This window comes from Iodobacter fluviatilis, assembly GCF_004194535.1.
Lineage (GTDB): Bacteria > Pseudomonadota > Gammaproteobacteria > Burkholderiales > Chitinibacteraceae > Iodobacter > Iodobacter fluviatilis_A.
In genome coordinates, this window is sequence record NZ_CP025781.1 from 350,882 (window position 1) to 373,258 (window position 22,377).

Annotated in this window: 16 protein-coding genes; all 16 read right to left on the reverse strand. The window is 46.0% G+C overall.

Annotation, left to right across the window (positions count from 1 at the left end):
* Positions 1 to 240 precede the first annotated feature (240 nt).
* Complete coding sequence (locus tag C1H71_RS01565; RefSeq protein ID WP_130105005.1) at positions 241 to 7,860, reverse strand: calcium-binding protein; 7,620 nt, start codon at positions 7,858 to 7,860, stop codon at positions 241 to 243.
* 3 nt (positions 7,861 to 7,863) lie between these two features.
* Positions 7,864 to 8,496, reverse strand: coding sequence for a hypothetical protein (locus C1H71_RS01570; protein ID WP_130105006.1), 633 nt, complete (start codon positions 8,494 to 8,496; stop codon positions 7,864 to 7,866).
* Between the two features lie 267 nt (positions 8,497 to 8,763).
* Positions 8,764 to 10,179, reverse strand: a complete 1,416-nt coding sequence (locus C1H71_RS01575) for an HlyD family type I secretion periplasmic adaptor subunit (protein WP_130105007.1) — start codon at positions 10,177 to 10,179, stop codon at positions 8,764 to 8,766.
* A gap of 240 nt (positions 10,180 to 10,419) precedes the next feature.
* Positions 10,420 to 10,566 (reverse strand): hypothetical protein, encoded by a 147-nt coding sequence (locus tag C1H71_RS20535; protein ID WP_188053494.1) that lies wholly within the window; start codon positions 10,564 to 10,566, stop codon positions 10,420 to 10,422.
* A 23-nt stretch (positions 10,567 to 10,589) separates the two neighbouring features.
* Positions 10,590 to 11,108 carry a hypothetical protein gene (locus tag C1H71_RS01580; protein ID WP_130105008.1) on the reverse strand — a complete coding sequence of 173 codons (519 nt, stop codon included), beginning with the start codon at positions 11,106 to 11,108 and terminating at the stop codon, positions 10,590 to 10,592.
* Between the two features lie 187 nt (positions 11,109 to 11,295).
* On the reverse strand, positions 11,296 to 12,624 hold the full coding sequence (ltrA, locus tag C1H71_RS01585) for a group II intron reverse transcriptase/maturase (protein ID WP_130104759.1): 1,329 nt from the start codon (positions 12,622 to 12,624) through the stop codon (positions 11,296 to 11,298).
* A 517-nt stretch (positions 12,625 to 13,141) separates the two neighbouring features.
* Positions 13,142 to 13,597 carry a hypothetical protein gene (locus tag C1H71_RS01590; protein ID WP_130105009.1) on the reverse strand — a complete coding sequence of 152 codons (456 nt, stop codon included), beginning with the start codon at positions 13,595 to 13,597 and terminating at the stop codon, positions 13,142 to 13,144.
* Positions 13,598 to 13,658: 61 nt separating this feature from the next.
* Entirely contained in the window at positions 13,659 to 14,006 is a 348-nt protein-coding gene (locus tag C1H71_RS01595) for a hypothetical protein (RefSeq protein WP_130105010.1), read from the reverse strand.
* 109 nt (positions 14,007 to 14,115) lie between these two features.
* The gene (locus tag C1H71_RS01600; protein WP_130105011.1) at positions 14,116 to 14,535 is read right to left on the reverse strand and encodes a hypothetical protein; all 420 of its coding nucleotides are present in this window, start codon (positions 14,533 to 14,535) and stop codon (positions 14,116 to 14,118) included.
* 288 nt (positions 14,536 to 14,823) lie between these two features.
* Positions 14,824 to 15,342 carry a hypothetical protein gene (locus tag C1H71_RS01605; RefSeq protein WP_130105012.1) on the reverse strand — a complete coding sequence of 173 codons (519 nt, stop codon included), beginning with the start codon at positions 15,340 to 15,342 and terminating at the stop codon, positions 14,824 to 14,826.
* A gap of 180 nt (positions 15,343 to 15,522) precedes the next feature.
* On the reverse strand, positions 15,523 to 15,987 hold the full coding sequence (locus C1H71_RS01610; protein ID WP_130105013.1) for a hypothetical protein: 465 nt from the start codon (positions 15,985 to 15,987) through the stop codon (positions 15,523 to 15,525).
* Positions 15,984 to 16,529 (reverse strand): biotin/lipoyl-binding protein, encoded by a 546-nt coding sequence (locus tag C1H71_RS01615; RefSeq protein ID WP_130105014.1) that lies wholly within the window; start codon positions 16,527 to 16,529, stop codon positions 15,984 to 15,986. Before C1H71_RS01615 ends, C1H71_RS01610 begins: the two co-directional genes overlap by 4 nt.
* A gap of 240 nt (positions 16,530 to 16,769) precedes the next feature.
* Positions 16,770 to 18,797 carry a lamin tail domain-containing protein gene (locus C1H71_RS01620; protein WP_130105015.1) on the reverse strand — a complete coding sequence of 676 codons (2,028 nt, stop codon included), beginning with the start codon at positions 18,795 to 18,797 and terminating at the stop codon, positions 16,770 to 16,772.
* A 166-nt stretch (positions 18,798 to 18,963) separates the two neighbouring features.
* A complete protein-coding gene (recJ, locus tag C1H71_RS01625) occupies positions 18,964 to 20,652 on the reverse strand; it encodes a single-stranded-DNA-specific exonuclease RecJ (RefSeq protein WP_130105016.1) in 1,689 nt (562 codons plus the stop codon).
* Positions 20,653 to 20,815: 163 nt separating this feature from the next.
* Positions 20,816 to 21,814, reverse strand: a complete 999-nt coding sequence (locus tag C1H71_RS01630) for a hypothetical protein (protein ID WP_130105017.1) — start codon at positions 21,812 to 21,814, stop codon at positions 20,816 to 20,818.
* A gap of 85 nt (positions 21,815 to 21,899) precedes the next feature.
* A complete protein-coding gene (locus C1H71_RS01635; protein WP_262488368.1) occupies positions 21,900 to 22,376 on the reverse strand; it encodes a GNAT family N-acetyltransferase in 477 nt (158 codons plus the stop codon).
* Between the last annotated feature and the right edge of the window lies 1 nt (position 22,377).

Sequence of the window (22,377 nt, forward strand, 5' to 3'; positions counted from 1 at the left end):
AAAAAGAAGAAACCCAACCTTGCTAGCAGTTGGACTTAGCTTCAGTCCAACAGGCTGCCTACAAGGCTGGGCCTTTTGATTACATCAAAATATATCGCGCCATATCGCTAGTCCGAACTTTTAGCATCGTCACCCCCGAGTGATTTTGTCGGGGGTTCAGCAGCAATGCCACTGAATTTCCGACAAAACCACTCGGGAATGACAGTTTTTGAGTGCGGATAAAAAACCTAGCAAGGGGCCTTAATGCCAGTTAGCCGCCAATACCGGCTGCAAAGCATCTTGCTGTTGCTGATTGAGTGTCAGCTGGCCTGCAGCAGGTGGATTAAAGGCGGCCATGGCTGATACCAAGGCATCGACTTGCGTATCCAGCAACACCTTGCCATCTGACGTTTTAAATTGCTCTACATGGTAAGCATTGCCTGAATACCAATTTTGCATGGTCAGCTGATCGCCAGTGCCAATGACGCTGACGCTGACTTCCAGATGATTGCTCACCTTACGGAACCAAAGCTGATCACTTGCAATATCCGCCTGAAACTGAGCAACGTCGGTATTTTTGGCTGTGGCATCGTTCTCGGTAACCGTATCGCTGCCATCGCCACGCGCCAATACATAAGTATCGTTGCCTGCACCACCGATCAAGGCATCAGCACCTGCACCACCGCTTAAAGTGTCATTGCCTCGATCACCCACTAAAGTATCGTTAGCTGCAGTCCCAACTAATTGCTGGCCAGCAGCGGCAACACTGGCGTTAATGGCTGCCGTGGTTAAATACGGCACGCCACCACCAGGCTGCACATAATCAATCGCCCAATCGCCACCAAGGAAATGATTGAGCACGCGCACACTTTGCTGGGCATTAGCACCTACGGTAATCAATAAATCATCGCCTGAGCGTGAGAAGCCCAGCTGATCTTTAGTCACCGTACCGCTAAAGAACACGCCATCGAAACCGCCACCGGTGTTATCAATCACATCCTGTGATTTGCCATCAAAGATGTATTTATCATTGCCAATACCGCCTTCCAGACGATCGTTACCATCCTCGCCCGAAAGCTGATCATTGCCCGCGCCACCGATCAGCACATCATCGCCCGTATTGGCCACATTACCGTAGCCACCGGCGAGGTAATCATCGCCATCGCCACCTTCTAAACGATCATTGCCTAAACCGCCAAACAACTGATCATTGCCCGCAAAACCGCGCAACAGATCTTTTGCCGCTGTGCCGGTTAATTTATTATTGCCCGCATCCCCATCCACCAACGCTTCATACCCGCCAGGAATGGATTGCGCACCGATCATCTGAGCAATTTTCTGAGCAGAAATCATATTGCCACCACTAGGCTGCACATAGCTGATCGCCATATCACCGCCAAGGAAATGCTTAAGCACACGCACAGAAGTTGCTGCGCTTTTATCCACCATCAGCAATAAATCATCACCATCGCGGCTAAAGCTAATCCGGCTTGCGCCAATCCCATCGGCAAGGAAAATACCATCACGGCCACCGCCCGTGTTATCAATCACATCCTGTGATGCACCATCAAAAACATAGCTATCGTTGCCTGTACCGCCTTCTAGGCGATCATTACCGTCTTCGCCATTCAGGGTATCGTTGCCAGCACCGCCCATCAGCAGATCATCGCCGCTATTGCCACTACCAAAACCACCGGAGAGGTAATCATCCCCATCCCCCCCTTCTAAGCGATCATTCCCCTCGCCGCCAAATAGCTGATCATTACCTGCCATTCCGCGGATTAAATCATGACCAGAATCACCCTGAAGCTGATTATTAGCGGCATCACCATCTACAACCTGATCAAAATCAGCCGTATTAGCCGTACCACTCCCACCGTCATTACCTCCGGTATTACCACCGGTATTACCACCGGTATTTGGTAAGAGCTCAGCAATATCTGCCGCCGACAACGCATTCCCCGATTTAGGCTGCAGATACGCAATGGCTGCATCACCGCCATTAAAGTGATTCAATACCCGCACACTACGGCCAGCATCGCCCACTACGCCAATCAATAAATCATTACCCTCTTGCTTAAAACTCAGCTGATTGCGCTCTAATTCAGATAAGAACAACCAATCAGAGCCGCCGCCGATGTTATCAATCACGTCATTACCCCACTGACCGGTAAAGACGTATTTATCATCGCCAGCACCTGCAATTAAGCGATCATCGCCTTCACCCCCAATCAGCTGATCCTTACCTGCACCACCTTCAAGCAGGTCATTGCCAGCGCCACCATCCAGATAATCATCGCCTTCATCACCGCGCAGCGTGTCATTACCCGCCAGGCCAAACAGGGTGTCATTACCTGCAGCACCCGTGATTAAATCAACTTGAGCAGTGCCAGATAAATTGTCATTGCCGCTCGTGCCATTCAGAGTACTCGTACCCGTACTACTGCCACCACCGCCCAAGAGCTTGGCAATATCCACCGCAGATAAAGCGTAACCAGACTTAGGCTGTACATAAGCAATCGCCGCATCACCGCCATTAAAGTGATTCAATACCCGCACACTACGGCCAGCATCGCCCACTACGCCAATCAATAGATCTTTACCCTCTTGCTTAAAGCTCAATTGACTGCGCTCTAATTCAGAAAAGAACAACCAATCAGAGCCACCACCGGTGTTATCAACTACATCATTTCCCCACTGACCGTTAAAGACGTATTTATCATCGCCAGCACCAGCCAGCAATAAATCATCGCCAGCACCGCCACTAAGCTGATCTTTACCAACGCCCCCTTCTAATTGATCGTTACCTGCGCCACCATCCAGATAATCATCGCCTTCGCCACCTTGCAGTAGGTCATTGCCTGCATTACCGAACAATTGATCATTCCCAGCAAAACCACGCATTAATTCACGGGCCTCAGTGCCAATTAATTTATTAGCAGCAAGGTCCCCCTCCAACATCTCGTCGTAGCCAAGCAAAGCAAGATTAGATGCCGCGATCACCTTACTTTTCACTGCAGCCACATCCCACGCTGTGCCGTCCGCAAACTTTATTTGCTCCACCTGATACCCGCCAGCTGCATCATTTATAAAATAATTATTAACTGTCAAACTACTGGTCGAGCCCTTAAAGGATATCAAAAGTGAATCGCCAACACGGCTCAATGCAACTTCTTTTGAAAGGACATCCGAGCCAAATTGGATAACATCAACTTTGCCCAGTGTCGTGTCTTGGTCATCAATAACGTTTTTACCTGAATCTTTAAACAGCATGTAAGTGTCATTCCCTGAACCACCACTCAGAACATCATCACCGTCACCGCTCAATTCGTCGTCTCCCTCCATACCCTTTAAGATGTCGGCACCGCCTCCACCATAGAGGTAATTTGCAGCAGCATTGCCTGTGAGTAAATTATCAAGCCGATTACCTACTCCATTAATTGCAGCCGAGCCAATTAAAGTCAGGTTTTCTACGTTATCGCCTAAGAAATAGCTAATGCTGCTCAGAACTGTGTCGTTACCTTCGTCAGCTTTTTCATCAACAATATCCCCTGCTTCATCTATTGAGTTTGCATTTATATCTCTGGCTGTATCCACATAGTAAATATCGTTACCCAGCCCGCCCTGCATCTTGTCATGCCCTGCACCACCATCCAAAGTGTCATTGCCATCACCACCATAAATAACGTCATTACCATCACCACCATCCAAAGTGTCATTACCCTCACCACCATTCAAACCATCATTACCAAAACCACCATAAATAACGTCATTACCCTCACCACCATTCAAACCATCATTACCAAAACCACCATCAATGACATCATTGCCACCTTTCCCATCAATGCCATCATCTTTTGCACCGGCAAATAAGTGATCGTCCCCATCCGTACTTTGGTTTAGATTGGCATCAATCTCTGCACGCCCCCAACTACTGCCATCCGCAAACTTAATTCCATCTAATGCAACGTTATATCCACGGCTTAAATCAAAGAAATTAATCATTTCCATACGATCCTCAGCGCCGGAAATACTCAGAATCAAATTATTATTTAATCGCGTCAGTACAATATCGCTTGCGGTAATCCCGCCTGTAAGTTGAATCACATCAGGATTGCTACCAGCAACATCAGAATCCCCATTTGAAACAACATCTTGACCAGCTCCCCTTCCAAACAAATACGTATCAGCGCCATCTCCTCCGCCTAACAGATCATTTCCGCCTCCCCCATCAAGTATGTCATTACCGCTACCTCCCACAAGCGTATCGTTCTGCTCCCCCCCCTTGAGTAGATCATCCCCATCGCCTCCTAAAAGAGTGTCAGCACCATTTCCCCCATCCAGTACATCGTTTCCCGAAGCACCAAAGATGCGATCATTACCATCTCCACCATTAATCACATCATTCTTATCATCACCATGCAAAAAATCATCTCCGCTCGTAGCAATAAGCACCTTTTCCATCACCACAGACTGATCCCATACCGTGTTATCAGCAAATTTAATATGCTCAATACTGTAACTAGATAAGCCATCTTGGCTAAAGTATTTCAGTACTTCCATACGATCATTAGTACCGTTAATACTAAGAATGAGCGACTCTTCCAATCGTGTCAGCGTGACATCCTGAGGGCGAATCCCCTCACCCAGTAAAATACTATCTGCATTCACTCCCAAAGCATCATCATCAAAGTTATCAATAACACCCCACTCTGACCCTTTATTAAACAAATAAGTATCTGCGCCATCGCCTCCTTTGAGTTTATCGCGCCCAGCACCACCATCCAAAATGTCGTTCCCACTACCAGCAATCAATTCATCATTGCCAGAACCCGCAACCAAAATATCATTGCCTAATCCGCCCTTCAGAGAATCATTTCCACTGCCACTTTCGAGCCGGTCGTTACCATCACCAGCATCAAGAACATTGTCGCCATCACCAGCCATTAAAATGTCGTCACCACGTCCACCAAGCAAATAATCCTTGCCATTGCCAGTAATTATGGTGTCGCTGCCATCCCCACCGTGAATAGTATTATCACCAGAGCCACCATCGAGCACATCATCGCCCGCTTCACCATAAATGACATCATTACCAGCTCCACCACTAATGATGTCATTCGTCATGTATCCCGTTAGCTCATCATTCCCCGACGTGGCAGTGAGTACCATCTTCTTAACCGTATCCACGTCCAAGATTGAGCCATCTGCAAATTGAATAACTCCAAAATTTGCAGCGGCCTTGCCATCGTTATCAAAATAAGAATGCACATCTAATTGATCGCTGCTACCGTTAACTTTGAGTACAAGACGATCATCCCAATATCCATACTCATACGCTCTATCTCTCCCACCTCCAAAGTAGCCTCCCCTACTCCGTGTCAGGGATACATCCGCAAGAGTAATACCAGCCCCAAGCACAATAGAATCGCCACTATTATCTAACTCGCTTCTACTAAGTCGAATAACATCTTGGCCAGACCCTCTATCAAACAAGAAAGTATCTACACCTGCACCACCTTCCATTATATCGTTACCACTCCCCCCATCTAGCTCATCATTGCCATCCCCGCCCACCATATAATCGTTACCGTTTCCCCCACCCAGAATGTCATTACCTTCACCGCCATATAATTCATCCTCCCCTGCGCCACCCACTATAAAATCATCACCCTCTTTACCAGATAACCGATCACTCGCATTACCACCAAAAACAACATCCGACCTACGGCTGCCTTCCCATACCCCATCAACTTTATGTATTCCTGATAATGCAATTACTTCCGTTACTACAGAGCTATATTCAGGGCTGTTTAGATAAGAATCTAACAAATGTAAACCATCAAACCTTGTAAACATAAGTGTTTTTGATGCAAATTGATTAATTTCAATCAAATTTATTAAGGCTTGTTTTGGACTTTCCTTCATTTGTTTCGCAAATAAACTATATATTCCTGAGCAATCAAAGTTAATAGTGCCTAGCTCGCTGTTAGTTTTCACAGCAATAAGATCAAGATAAGGTTTTAAATTTGTTTGTACTGCCAAAGAACCATAAACAGCTTCTTTTAAAGAGGAAAATGATTCATTTAAAAAAGCAATTTGGTCAGATGAAATGCTTACCGTATAGCCAACAATATATGAGGAATACCGGTGCTTTTGTTTATCGTAATAACTTCCCATAACAGGAACAACAAAACGATCAATAAAGGTCTGCCCATTAAATTGCTCAAGTGCAGTGATCTTCTTATAAGAATCTGAAGCACTACTTGCAAATGATTCTATAGCCCCTACTCCCGAGTGAGATGGGCTGAAGCTTGTAGAAATTTGTGTTTCTAAATGATTATTTTTAATTGAAGTGGCCATCGTGCTCGTCGCACCCCAAGCTTCAATCAAGCCATCAATGGCAGCCAAACGTGCTTCACGGCTTGTTAGCTGGCCATATTGTGCCAACTTCGCCTTCAATGTTTTTCCAGCTTCATTATCCAAACTGGCCGCCTCTCGCAGACTGCGTACCAAGCCAGAGCCCTGCATATCAGGCAAAGCTTTCACATCGTCAGCAATGGTAATTGAGTCGGCAAATTTGGTATGAAATTTATCTTCGGCTAAATCAATATCCCCCATATCGCCCACTTCACCCAGCGTACTGGTCTGGCCATCTGTGCGGGTAAAGCTACCGGTATTCGCTAAGCGATTACCATTTTCCAGAATCTGGCTATGTTCTTTTTCAGCCGTATTAAAACTGGCAACACCCACCTCTTGCAAGGTGAACAATTCGCCACTATCCGTGAGGCCATCACCATTGATATCCCGCCACACTTTGAGCGATGCAAATGCGGCATCATTGATATCCACCTTGCCATCTTTATTACTATCCAAATCTGCCAGCGCATCAAAGCCATTTTTGGCCAAACTACCGTCTAGCTTGCGGGTAGCATCACCAAACAACTCACTACCATTATCAATCTTGCCATTGCCATTTATATCACGCACCAAAAAGCCATCATCGGGCTTCACCCAGCCTGATTTATTTTTAAGACCATCCCCATCATGATCAAAAAACACCCCATCCTTAGTGCCGACTGTTTCTAATCCATCATTATCGAGGTCGAGGGTGAGCGGATCACGGCGCGGTTGCCAGCGTACGGCATTGTTGAAAAAATCGCGGATATCATCGGGAAGGGTATTCTCAGGAAGCCAGAAGTTGGCGACATCTTTAAGGAGATCATCAAAGTGATTCTTCAAATTATCGGCAAAATCCCCTAACTCCGTTAAGGATTTGGCAACGGTGTCTTTGATAGATTCATAGGCAGAGTCAAAAGCGCCTCCCACCGTGTCGCGGAGTTTATCCAATCCATCGATTGCACCTTTGAGTGCATCCGGCACATCAAGAGTGTCAGTGCCAACGGCAACGCTAGCAATCGCCAGACCAATGCTTGCCACAGTTAGCGCAGCACCAAGTGTCGCGACGAGTGGAATAGCTCCAACAGTCCCTGCACCAACCGCAGCCAAAGCTAAAGCGGCCCCACCAATTACACCTGCCGTATCACCAAGCACCCCAAACACTTGGGACTGAGGGATTTTCCCTGAAGGTATCGCTTTAATCACTTGCTGCGCATTATTCAATGCGGAGATTGTTGATAGAATAACGCCAGCAACAGGTATTTTTCCGTCAACAGTGCGGATTACCACTGGCAAATTCTTTCCAATGGAGCTAACAACACTGTCAACCAATTGCCCCGCTGCCAGAGAGGCGTTAACCACATCCTGAGGTTTATCACTTTGAGCTGCTGTTGTTGCCGCCACTACTGTCTGAGTGACATTTCCTCCGTTTTGGTACGTTGCGAGAACTGTACTTAGAGTCTCAATTCCTCGATTAGCCATGTCTTACTCCTTAAAATATGCATTGATCCGAATAATAAAAAAAATCAGTAAAGCCACTGCTCCAGATAACATGATGATCCAAAACGAATAAACGTTGACCCCGTTTTTTACCTTTGAGTATTCCTGAACAGACTGCTCAAATGACCTGAGAGTGTGGGCATTAGTTGATATTTGGTAGCAAGAATTTAGAGAGCTAAATAAACCCCGATTAGGATACATCCACACTTCTCCATCTTGACCCGCCAGCCACTTAACGATTGCCATTTGCGCCACGTATTTCTTTAATATTTCAGCATCAAGTTGATCCAGTATTTCCCTGTGATCGGATGGCTTCCGCCCTAAACAATTAGAGAATTCCAATGGTTCGCAACCACACATATGGGTTATTCCATATGCATCTTCAATGCCGATATTAAATAACACACCTTTGTGATAACCTTTGCCGGTGTTGATAAATTTCCCAGAAATACGATTAACTTTTTCAATATTTGGAATTTCCATCCGAATCGCTGTAATAGTGTTTCCCATCATCATCAACAGTAGAAACGCAAAAAACCACATAATCCAGCGTCCCTTGAAAAACAGTGGTTCAAAAACAAACAAAATAAAATAAAAACATTTTTTTATCGTGATCATGTATCGCCCTTCTTTATCAACAAAAACATATACATGGCCTGCTCCCCATATTCACAATTTCATCCACTTAAAAGCCATTCTGCACTTATTGCATGATGAATTGTCTTAACGAAATGCGGCATTATAAAGAGATATAGGTGTAATTGCATTTATAATTTTTCCTGCCAAAGGCTTCATAAGAATTGCTGTGGGTACCTAAATCCAGCTTATTGAGTGATCACTTAAAAAATTTTTTAGTGAAATTGCCCAACTCATGCTATTAAGCATTCACCTCTCCCGTGCACTTTCTGAAACATGCGCCATCAGTGGCGATAAGAAATACTCAATTACTCTACGCTGCCCCGTTTTAATCTCTACCGTTACCGCCATTCCCGGTGCCAGCTTTAGCCATTTACCATCAACATTCATTTTATTTTTGTGTAATTTAATTCTGGCCTGATATATCAACCCTAATTTTTCATCTGGTACGGCATCAAATGAAACGTTTCTCACCAATCCTTCAATTAAGCCGTATTTGGTGTAATTAAAGGTTTCAATTTTAATGGCGGCGGCCTGCCCGGCATTGACAAAGCCAATGTCTTTGTTTTCTAGTACCACTTCGGCCTCTACGGCTTCATCTTTTGGCACGATCACCAGCAGGGCTTGCGCGGGGGTGACTACGCCGCCTACGGTGTGAACGGCCAGTTGCTGCACAATTCCGGCTACGGGCGCGGTTAGGCGGGTTTGTTTTTGTAATTGGCCTGCTTTAACCACGTCTTGGGTAAACGAGCGGGCTTGCTCGCTGGCTTGGCTAAGCAAATCGTGCTGGGTACGGCGAAACTCTGCCTGTATGGCGATTCTTTGCTGGGCATTACCGCGAATAGCCGCATCCAGCTCTGATTTTTTATGCCGCTGGTTGGCTAAATCTTGCTCGGCCTCTATTCTGGCCTGCTGCTTCTCTAGCACGCCGTGCTTGGAAACAAAGTTTTGCCGCGCCAAATCCTGAAAATCTTTTTCGCGCTGCTTAATAATCGGTAAGGTTTGCTCAAATTTGGCGATCTGATCTTGCACCCCAGCCCGCTCGGCTTGCTTACGTGAAGTATCACTATCTAGGGTAGATAGCTTGGCTTGCAATTCTTGCCACTGGCTGAGCGCCAAACGGCTGGCTTGCAGAGATTGCAGCTCCTTACCTGCCGCCACATGATTAACTACAGGCAATTGCCCACTATCTAAAGCGGCAAGCAAGGCTTTGGCCCGCAGCGCGTTTAATTCTGCATCGTGCAGATTGGTTTGCTGCTTGGTGTTTTCTGCGCCAGAAACGGTGGCATCCAGCTCGATCAATAGCTGCCCCGCCTGCACCATTTGCCCGTCTTGCACATGAATGGATTTCACCACCCCTGCCTCTAAGGGCTGAATGGTTTTACTGCGATCAGACACAATCAACCTGCCGGGTGCCACGGCCACAATATCAATCTTGCCAAGGCAGGCCCATGCAAGCGCAATCAAAATAAAAGCGAGCAAGGCCCAAAGGGTGATGCGGGCGGCGGGGTGAGGGGGATTTTCTTGCAGCTCTAGCGCTGCGGGTAAAAAGGCAAGCTCGTCAGCGCTTTTAGGGGGTAGATCTTGCTGCTTGCGGATTTGCCACGCTGCAGCAAAAATTTGTCGGTACTTTGTAAGTAATTCGCCGACAACTTGATATTTCATCTTTACTTCACTATATGCATTTCAAAAGCATATAGTAAGTATTTAAAATAAAATGGTCAATTTAAAACAAACAAAAATAAGGACTAAAATCAATAAATATGAAAGAAGTAGGTAATTATAAGTAATGTAAAACCCGAACAATACAAATAAATATTTTATTGTCATTTTTATATATGTACTTCGCTTCAATCACACCATTAAATAACTTACACAATTGAAAGCAAATACCCAGCACGCAGATTACTTAGCCCTCGGCTTAAGACTATTCATCATTCGAATCAACTCTAAAGCAGGGCGCTGCTCAATTGCTGCGGTTTGCCTGTCTTGGCTAAGCACTCGCAGGGGGATCAATACGCAAAGCATGGGGTCAGGTAAAGTAGTGCGCATATAAAACCCTCATCAATGTAAAATTAAACTTCCTCAACAACCCAACCTTCACCACAATTACTTAACATTAACTCATCGTCCCCAACCCCTGAATAAGACAAACCATCAACACCAAAATAATTAATATAAAACTCAACAACCACATTAATCCTACGGCACTTTTTAACTTCAACAAAATCAATTGATTTTTTATAAAAATAAACGATAAATTCACTGGGGTAATCAAAAGGCATGTACCCAGTCACATGACAACAATTCGCATTTATCATTATAAAATCATTCACATTTAAATAATAAATCGGCTTCTCCGGCCAAAACCAATCTGTACGCCAACTCTCGTTATTTGATTTAAACCCCCTGTGACTTCCATGACTAACGGAAATTGCCTGTGGATAACCATTTAAAACCTTCTGTATTGCTACAATATATGCAGCATTTATTGATTCTTCATTCAAATCAGGCGCATTACCCGCTAAAAAATGTTTTATAAAAAAAACAGACGTAACACACAAAAAGGCAGATATAAATAACAGCCTAAACATGACAGCTCCACAGAAAGTAAGGAATAACTGGGGTAAGAGTACAGTTAAATCCGCTTTCTTTGGCTCTAAGAGCATTAAGCATAGTAGGATTTAATTTTGGTAGAGTAGAGAGCAGGTTTTCACCTGCCCTCCCTCATCAAACCGTGCATGCGATTTTCCCGCACACGGCTTTCCGATGTTCTTCACATCAAGCATGCGCTGATTTCCAACCTGCTGCTGTCGGTAATGAATACAAACCGTATCGCTCATTTAGCACCCGCCTTGGATAACGGAGCATGCTCGTTTTCCAATCGCTGACTTTGTGCCGTTTGCGAAGATGTATCCTTAGCCGTTCTTCTGAATGACGCTTCACTTTATAAAATTGCTTGGATGAATTCCGGTAATGGAAGTAACTCGACCAACCGCGTAATGCTTGATTTAAATCTCGCACCACCTCTTCAATTGGTCGCCATGTTTGGGTTCTTCCAGTAATTTCATTTAGTCGCGTCTTGATTTTCTCTACCGATTTAGCTGAGGCCTCAATATAGGGATAGCGAGTGCCTTTAGCGGATAGGTTCGTGCGCAAATCAAATCCCAGAAATAGAAATGACGCGGCTTTAGCATCAACAATTTTTGTCTTGCTTTCGTTAAGCGTCAATTCCAGCCGATCCAATATCCACTTCATATGCGCCAGCGGGCTTTGGGTCTCGCCACGGCAGAGCACTACAAAGTCATCGGCATACCGCACCAAGCTCGCTTGTAGTTTCTTCCCTATATTGTGGCGATGCCAGATTCTATCCAGTAGATGTAAGTAAAGGTTCGATAGCAACGGAGAAATCACCCCACCTTGCGGCGTGCCCTTGCGCTGCCCTTTTCCTCCACTGACCGTTGCCGCTTTTCCATTCTCACTTTTTCCAATAACCGGCGCTTTAAGCCATTGTTGAATCAAGGCCAGTACAGCCCCATCCACAATGCGCTCAGCTACCGTGGCCATCAGTTTAGCGTGAGGAATGCTGTCGAAATACTTCGACAAATCAGCATCGATGACCTGCGTTTTACCTTGCCACAAAGCTTCTGCAATGGCGTCTATTGCTTGATGTGCTGATTTCCTTGGGCGAAACCCATAGGAGTGCTCGCAAAAATCCGCCTCAAAGATAGGCTCCATCACCAGCTTGGTCGCCATCTGAACCACGCGATCTCGTATCGTCGGAATCCCGAGTGGACGCAAACTGCCATCCGCTTTGGGAATCATGACGCGCTTGATTGCCCCAGTCCGGTAGCTTTTATCTTGCAGTTCCTGACTAATTACCGACAAGTAGCAATCTACCCCTTCGCCGCTTTCTATGGCAGCAAAGTCAATCCCATCAACCCCAGGACTGCCCTTGTTTGCCTTGACCAGTCGCCACGCTAACTTGAGGATGTCAGCACAGTAAATCTTGTCGTAGAGTGCGTAGAAACGATAGTTTGGTTCCTGCTTGGCTTTGATGTACAGCTTCCTCTGTAGCGTCCTGATCTCATTCGGAGTGATTAGCAACATGGCAATCTCCTGATCCTCAGCTCTTCAGTTGCATGAACAAAGCAGGGTCCCTTCCCTCGACTGGGGTTATGTTGTCCCTCAATCTCAAACGGTACTATGAACCCCTCCGACTTCCATCACGATACGCACTGATTTCGTTTCCTTATACCTTGCGCTTGGCAGTCTCCCTGCCACCGTGATGGATCTCCAGCACTGGGTAATTTAACTTCCAAAACATACCGCCCCTGCTACCCCGACAGCTCGCGGATGTGGCTTCCATTGCCAACACATCAGCACAACGGCCTTCCCTATACAGAAACGAGGTCGGCAACTGCAATGTTAACGAGGCTACTTCTAGGTTCACTTTCGTTACGGTCTGCCTCTTTGTCGTAAAGAACTCACGACCCTTGATTACTCAAACGCCGCTCTTTCGTACTACCGAGGCGTATGGACAATTCCTCGGACGGGACTTTAACCCGCTAGCTAAATTACTGTTACTGCGAACTTCTGACCCCAGTTATTTTTTATTTTCTCTGATTTAATTAACAGGAGGCTCTATGTAATAGATGCCTAATTTTTTAAACGTTTCAATGGAATATGGCGCATTTTTGGGCTCACAAAATGATTTAAAGGTAATTGGCCCATGACTAGAAACACCAAAAACACGAACTAACAATCCCCCATCTGCATGTAAAATATTATAACTAATGATCACCCCCCCTGTTTTAACATCAACATACCGAAAGGTTTGCAATCTAATAGGGATAAATGCAATTTTTGTTTCAGTACTATGATTAGCAACTGAATCTAAATACACCGTCTTCCCTACTGCATTTTTTTTATCAAAAAAAATAAATTCATTCTCTTTACAAAGATTTTCAAATCTTCCTGATGCAACAATTTCATCAATTAACGGCAAAGGCAATAAAAATAAAAATAAAAAGCTTGCACCCACCCATCTCCACCATTCTATTTTAATCCAACGCATACTCAATAAACTTACCCCTATTGCAATACACATCCAAACAAATAAAAGTAAAAAAAAAACAACCCAATCATAGAGCACACCTAATAATCGTATTATCTATTGACGCACGCCCATTACCTGTTAATACCAAATCACCATCAACCACAAAGTCTGTCCCTTGCTGTGTTCCAAGCATAGAAACGGTGAGCTGGCTGCTGGCATTGTTTTTCCACACTGTGACATTAAAGCTGGAATTAGGGCTGCTGGCTGGCGTGACAACGGTAAAATGATCACCAATGTATTTTGCAAGGGTAGTCGTCATGCGGGGTTTGAGTTTTCCTGCTAGCTGAGGGCCCGTATCATTTTTATCAAGGTCACTGACATAAGCTGCGTCTGCCAATAATGCGTTGATATATGCGTCATGAATGATGGTCATTTCTGTTCTCCGATTTGTTTAATTGGCGGATCTATTAAATTAATGCCTAATTCTTTAAATGCTTCAATTGAAGATGCGTGCTCTTTAGGTCTACATGTTGATTTAAATGTCACTGGCCCATCACTAGGAGGAACACCCAGCACCCGTAGTAAAATCCCCCATCTGCACGCAAAGTGTTGTAACTAACAAGCAGCTCTTTTGTGCTTGCATCTATAAATCGCCACGGGTGTAACGCAATAGGCACTGCGGTGCCTTGAACTTTAATCTCTGGCTTAGAATCTAAATACACCGTTTTTCCAACCGCTTCTTTATCAAAATAAGTTGATTCATTCTCTTTACAAAGCTTTTCAAATTGTTTTTTTGCAATTATTTCATCCATTAGTGGCATAGGTAATAATACAAAAAACAATACAGTTGAAATAACACCTCGCCACCATACATCTGGCAGCCAATGGGTAATTAACAGGCTCAGCCGTACGGAGATATAAATCCAAACAAAAAGAATAGGAAAAACAATAAGCCCACTCATACAGCCTCCTTAAAAAATAAATAAAATTCTGATCCATTATTTTTTAATTTATTTTTTATTAAATAAGTCACCAAGAATATTCTTATAAAATCATCTCTCCCTAAAAAATAACTGGGGTCAGAGAATAACTGGGGTCAGAGTACAGTTAAATCCGCTTTCTTTGGCTCTAAGAGCATTAAGCATAGTAAGATTTAATTTTGTTCTGACCTCAGTTATTCGTATGAGTCTACCGCAGATATAACCTCAGATTTACCTGCGACTTCTTTATTTTGGTTGCTATTGTTTAAATTACTCATTATCACTACTCTCCATTTCATTTAGGCGTTCACTCATAGCCAACAACACTAAAAGTAAAGAAAATAAAAAACACACAAAAGCTAAAACCGCAAGTACAGAATGCAGTTGATCAACTAGTCCAACACCAAGTTTTCCGACATAGCAAGCCCCAAGCCACTGAGAAATAATGCTATATGAAAATAAAATAGTGAATATACAACTTGAGCCGAAAAAGTATCCTAGCTGACCTCTAGATCTTTCATAAAAACCAATAGTTTTTATCCATCCACTTCGATGTCTAAAATAAAAAACAAAACATAGAATAAACCCTACAAATGACACCCATAAAGACGAGGCACTAGCATAGTCATATCTAAAACCAAATCCACATTTTTTCGAATCAATTAATCGTGATAGAAAAGAGAAAAAATCATTATTTCCTAATAAAATTGTAAAAAACCAAAAGAAAAAAACTAGAAAAAACAACGTCACTTCAAAGTACTTTTTACAATAAAACGAAAAATTAACCATAGCAATAGATCCTCTTGCAAAGTTCTGAGCACGTACGTTGGATTATGTAGTTTGTGACTAAGCTTGCAAAGCCTAACACGCTTAAAATAACTGGGGTCAGAGTACAGTTAAATCTGACCCCAGTTATTTCTTTATTCATTTAGGTTCGCTTTAACAAGCCAGTCAAAAATTATAGAATAACTACACATAACGCCACCTTAATAAAATTAAAAAAAATGAAGCAGAAATCCAAGAGCAAGAGTAAGACCAAATTACAAACAAAGTAGATTTTGCATTTATATTCAACGCCATCAAACGCAATGATTCCACATACGAATGACAAGAAATATTTAAGTATTTACTAGCAAACCATGTTTCATTTGCTGCAGCAAAAATAAAAACAGCAACAAATACAAGATCCATAATACTGCAACTAGATTGATGGTTTTTCATCCTAAATATATTTACAAAAGTAAAAAACAAAAACACAAAAATAAAATATATAAACATTATCAATCCAACATCACATACTGGCCCACTTAGATAACCAAACACCTTGCTAAATAAAATAACAATTACATTTGGGAAAAAAATAAAAAAAGAGACCATAATTAAATCAATTAAAATCAACTTAATATCGTAACGGTTTTTATATAAAAAAATCATGTAACACCAACTAGATAATTATCAAGAACACAATATACATGGCTGTATACAGGCAATTGCCCACTCTCTAAAGCGGCAAGCAAGGCTTTGGCGCGCAGCGCGTTTAATTCTGCATCGTGCAGATTGGTTTGCTGCTTGGTGTTTTCTGCGCCAGAAACGGTGGCATCCAGCTCGATCAACAGCTGCCCCGCCTGTACCATTTGCCCGTCTTGCACATGAATGGATTTCACCACCCCTGCCTCTAAGGGCTGAATGGTTTTACTGCGATCAGAAACAATCAACCTGCCGGGTGCCACGGCCACAATATCAATCTTGCCAAGGCAGGCCCATGCAAGCGCAATCAGAATGAAAGCGAGCAAGGCCCAAAGGGTGATGCGGGCGGCGGGGTGAGGGGGATTTTCTTGCAGCTCTAGCGCTGCGGGTAAAAAGGCAAGCTCGTCAGCGCTTTTAGGGGGTAGATCTTGCTGCTTGCGGATTTGCCACGCTGCAGCAAAAATTTGCCGGTACTTTGTAAGTAATTCGCCGACAACTTGATATTTCATCTTTACTTCACTATATGCATTTCAAAAGCAAATAGTAAGTATTTAAAATAAAATGGTCAATTTAAAACAAACAAAAGCAAAGAATAAAATCAATAAATTTGAAATTAGTATGTAATTATAAGTAATGCAAAACCCGAACAATACTAATAAATATCTTATTGTCATTTTTATATATGCACTTCGCTTCAATCACACCATTAAATAACTTACACAATTGAAAGCAAATACCCAGCCCGCCGATTACTTAGCCCTCGGTTTAAGACTATTCATCATTCGAATCAATTCTAAAGCAGGGCGCTGCTCAATTGCTGCGGTTTGCCTGTCTTGGCTAAGCACTCGCAGGGGGATCAATACACGCCTAGATAATAAGCTGGCACCGCTATTGCCCGTGCTCTGCCGTGCAAAGGCGATATTGAGGTTCCCCCAATCGTTATAATCGCTTAATACTGAAAAACTAGAATCTTGATTAATATCTCTTGAATAGGCACTAGCATTTTGTGTGCCATTGGTATTCCAATCGGCATAAAACCCGCCATTATTTCCACGACCAATGATGGCGGATTCAAGTAGGCTATTTTCATTTAAACTGATGCCGCTGCCATCGGAGTAATCCATTCTATAATCTGTACCACAGGGGCTGGCGTCAATATTGCAAATGTTTCCCCAGCTAAAACCTAGCGCGTTATTATTTAAATAATAGCGCTGCACTGCGCTGTTTGTTTTAGGATCAGAGCCTAGGCCCGGTAATTGGTAGAGGTAATTCATGACGCTGTAGTAATTAGGTTTGTAATTATTAGCTTCATTACCGCCATGCTCTAAGCCAAAATTGTGACCCAATTCATGCATAATTGTGCTGGCCTGATAATTAAGCAATAAATTAATATTACTGCCTGAGCCAGTTGATAACCCCCAACTACCCAATGTCACCATTGAATCATTGCCATTCACTTCAGCAATGCCAGATGAGCCTGCCGAGCCGTCTAATTCTTGCGAATTGGCCATAATCAGATAATGAAAGATGGTTTTACGCCGAATATCTAAGCTCGCAGATTTATAGCTATATAAAGAAGCGCAGCCTGCTTGGCTATCTAAACTTAAACATTTGGCATAGCTCAGCGCATTTGCTCCGCCTGCCAAGCCGCCACCTAGGTTAAATAAGGCGGGGTTAAAGCTGGCGGCATACAGGCTGCCGGTATCAAAATGAATGCTAAAGCCTCTGGCGGCAAAAACATCGGCTACTTTTTGCAATGCTTCTTTACGCGGGGTAATGCCTGCATCGCTAGAAACCATATGATCGACTTGCACAAAGATATCGCGCTGATTGGCTCTCGCCCCCATCGCGAACAAATCTAGGCCGCCAAATGTGCCGCCCGCAACTTCTGCACTATCGGGGATGCCATCGTTATCACTATCGACCGCCGTGGCGGGCACATCGTTTCTGCCGCCGGGCGTGGCAAAGGCAACCTGCAGCCAGTCTGCCGCGCTATGGCTATTGGCTTGCAGCGGAAGCGGCCTGACTAGCGATTTACCATAATCTTGTGCGGTGGCGGGCATGGAGGCCACATTGGCTCCTGCCCATGTGCTACTGCTTAAGGGTGCATGGCTGCTGTTGCCAAAGCGCACAAAATCTAAAGTGGCCCCAGCAAAAGTCAGCTCCACAGCGCCATTGGCATCCCAAAAAGGCACGGCTTCGCCATTTTTGATATAGGCCACTTGGCTATTATCGCTCACGCTATCGTCGATTTTGGCAATCAGCACAAAATAGCCGCCCGCTGCTAGCGTAACGGCAGGCAGGCTAAAGTTGACTGGCGATGTGGAAACGGTAAATGGCGATGAGCGCAGGCCAGAGCGGGTGCGCAGGCTTACACCACTAAGTGACACCACACTGGCGCTTGGATTATGAATTTCTAGCCACGCACCGGCGTTGGTCCAATCATTGCTAGACACTTCGCTGATTAATAGGCCCGCATTGGCCGCCGTAACGGGCGCAGGCGTAGGAACGGGGCTGGGCTGCGAAGTGGGGATAGGGGCCAAAGTAGGGGTTAGCGTGGGGCTAGGGCTGGAGCTGGGTAAAAAGGTAGGGACAGCACTGGGCTGAGGCGCTGCGGTAGGAATGGCGGTGGGTAAAACAGTGGGGATAGGCGTCACCGTCACGACTGGCGAAACGGGCGTTGGCGAAACACTCTCTGCAGAGCCGCCCCCTCCCCCTCCACAGGCCGTTAAACCGATCAAGACCAACAACCATAAATACCGCAAAGTTGGTTTCATTCAGCCAGCCCCTTATTCCCACCCAAACACGCCCTAGCGCAAAGCTGCGCCCCCTCTTTACCATAGCAAACAGACGATTGCTCAGCAGGGAATCATTGGCGGATCAAAAAGGGGGATTGGGCATGAAGGCTTGCCCACCTTACACTAGCACCTCAACGACAAACCATTACTCACTCACATGTTCAATTTGCAGCTGCACCACGCGGTTGCCGCGAAATTCGTTTACGCCGATGCGATACACGGCCATGATTTTGGACGGCAGCGGGTCGGCATGGCCAAAACGCATGGCATCCAGCACTAAGCCGTGCGGATTGGCGAGTTTGAGCTTTAAGTGCCGCTCGCCCACCAAACGCTGCTCAACCACGGTGAATTCGCCCTGAAACATCGGCGCGGGGAAGCCTTGTCCCCAGACTTGTTTGTCCAGCGTTTCAGCCACGTCTAGCGCAAAAGATTCGGTGGCCAGCTCGCCATCGGTTTCAATTTTTCGCTCCAGCGTGTCGGCATCCATCAACTCATGGCACACGACCTCGAACGCGGTTTTAAAACGCGCAAAGTCAGCTTGACGCAGGCTTAAACCCGCAGCCATTGCGTGGCCGCCAAATTTCAGGATTAAATCAGGGTGACGTTTGGAGACCAAATCCAGCGCATCGCGTAGATGCAAACCAGGGATAGAGCGGCCCGAGCCTTTGATTTCATCATCGTTGCCATCAGCAAACACGATGGTTGGGCGGTGAAAGCGATCTTTCATTCTGGAGGCAATAATCCCCACCACGCCCTGATGCCAATCGCCCTGATAAAGGCTGATGCTGTAAGCGTCTGTCACAGCGATGCCTGCCAAAATGGCTTCCGCCTCGGCACGCATGCCCACTTCAATCTCACGCCGCTCGCGGTTCATACCATCCAGCTCTTTAGCAAGCGGCGTAGCGGCGGCTTCTGAATCGGCCAGAAGACAAGCGATGCCTAAGCTCATATCGTCCAAGCGGCCTGCGGCATTGAGCCGTGGCCCCAGCGTAAAGCCCAGATCAAAGCACGATGCCTTAAAAGGGAAACGCCCTGCGGCGGCAAATAAAGCCAGCACACCGGCACTGGCCCGCCCTGCCCTCATGCGCTTTAAGCCTTGCTCCACCAAGATGCGATTATTGCCATCCAGCCTCACCACATCGGCTACCGTGCCCAGCGCTACTAAATCCAGCAGCGTCGCCAAATTAGGCTCTTTGATCCCTGCAAAAACTTGCCGCTCGCGCAGCTCGGCCCGCAGCGCCATCAGCACATAAAACATCACCCCTACACCGGCCAGATTCTTACTGGCAAAAGTGCAGCCCGGTTGATTAGGATTCACGATCAGCGTGGCGGGCAGCTCGTCCCCAGGCAAGTGGTGATCAGTAATCAGCACATCAATGCCACGCGCTTGCGCCGCCGCCACACCGGCCACGCTGGCGATACCGTTATCTACCGTTACAATTAAATCAGGCGATTTTTGCGCTGCCAGTTCAACAATTTCTGGCGTAAGGCCGTAGCCATATTCAAAACGGTTCGGCACCACAAAATCGACCACAGCGCCCAGCATGGCAAGGCCCCGCATCCCCACCGCGCACGCCGTTGCGCCATCGGCATCGTAATCGGCCACGATCAGAATCCGCTCTTTGGCGGCTATCGCATCGGCAAGGCGCTTACCTGCCTCGGTGATGTTTTTTAAACCATGAAAGGGTAAAAGATGCGCTAGCTCGTGCTCCAGCTCGCTGCGGCTATGAATACCACGCGCTGCATATAAACGCGCTTCAAGCGCCGTGTAGCCCTGCTGGCAAAGAAGAGATTCGGCAGCGGAAGGGACGATGCGGGGAGAGATGGTGGTCATTTTGGCTCAATGAAAAAGTGCAATGGGGCTAAAAGTTCTGTCGCCACCGAGTAAGACAGTTGTAGGGGGTGCGCCCACGCGGAAATCTCTAACTTTGCTACGCATAGAGATATGCCACTTGCACAAGCCGCGATAAGTCTCTTGCACGCGTGGGCACATCACCCTACATGAATGCCCAAGGGAATTTCGGCTTTTGCCAGATTTTCCAGCGTAAGGAGCGATCAATCTGTAAGGCGAGGCCAAGATCTGGAAAAGTCATCGCCAGCGAGCTTCTTTTACCAGATTTTAAATCAGCCAGTAGCGGCGCAAACCAGTCTTTTTCTAAGCTTAGCCAGCCCTCGCGCCAGTCATAAGCATTGCCGTAGCATGCGCCAAGGCGCAGCTGATCGAGCATCACCAGCCCATCTCCCACCGGCATAGACTCTGCACTTGGCGGCAGGCGCTGTACGCTCTCGCCCCCCAAATGCATCAAGCCCGCCAACATCTGCTCATTGCTATACACGTTAATAGCAGGCAATACCGGCGTTTCCACGATTGGATATGCCGATCCACCCCAAAGCCACAGGCTGTTAATGGTTTGCGATTGCTCGCGGTATTCGTTCACGCTATGGGTATAAAGGTACATCTGAATTTCATTGAGCAGGCGATGCCATTTCAACGCATCAACCCCCTTGGGTAGCAAGGTATCAATATCGCGGCCAATCGCAGCATCTAGTGGGGTCCAGGTTAGCTTTGGGTCTAGCGGCAAGCGCAAATACCAGCGTGTCGGCGTGGCCGCCACAAATAAGATGCCGTCTTCTCCAAACACACTATTAAGCCCCGCCACCAAGGAATCGGCCTCAGCCTGGCCTAGCCGAAACTGGTGCGCATCAAACAGCAGCAGACCATCTCGCTCAATCTTAAGATGCACGGGATCAGCGCGCAGCCAAAAGCCGGGGCTAGCGGTGGGATGATCTAGGCCAAGGCTTAAAGCAGCAGCGGGCAACGACGGTAGGCCAACCAAGCCAGCCAGCCATTCTTCAACGCTTTGCTTTTGGGAAGGCAACCGCTGGCCACGCCCACATAACATGGCCAGCGCAGGTAGCTCTAAGCCCGTAGTAATAAACCGGCACTGATCCGCATCGGGCCAGTCGGCATAAGGAATAACTAGATGAAGTGGCATAGGGGATTTTACAACAAGATGCGGGCAAGCAGCGATAAGAGCTCCGCTCCGCCCGCCCTAAAGATATAAACACCAGATTAAGTAATCAGGCCTGAGCGCTCGCTACAAAAACATACTCAAGCACTTCATCACCATACCTATCACGCTGCCCCGTGGCGCGCCAGCCCAGATGCCTGTAAAAGCCAAAGGACCTCACCTTGGGATCAGCCGCACAGCCAAGAAAAAGCCGACCGTGGCCTAATGATTTCAAATCTGACATCACATTTTGCAACAGCGTTTTGCCTATGCCTTGGTTCTCATGCTCTGGCAACAGCGCTAAAACCACAATTTCGCCAGTACTCACTGAGCCAAAGCAATACGCCGCCATTTGCCCACCAACGTGATAAACGTAACCTAACAGCTCGCCCGATTCGACTTGAGCCGCCCATGAAGCCTCGGTAATACCAAGCTCGGCTAAACGGGTTTTAGAAATCGCGTTTTCTCGCGTTTTGCCTCTAATGACAATGCACTCTGCAATATCAGATGGAACCGCAGGGCGAGTATTCAAAAGCAAGGTGTTCAAG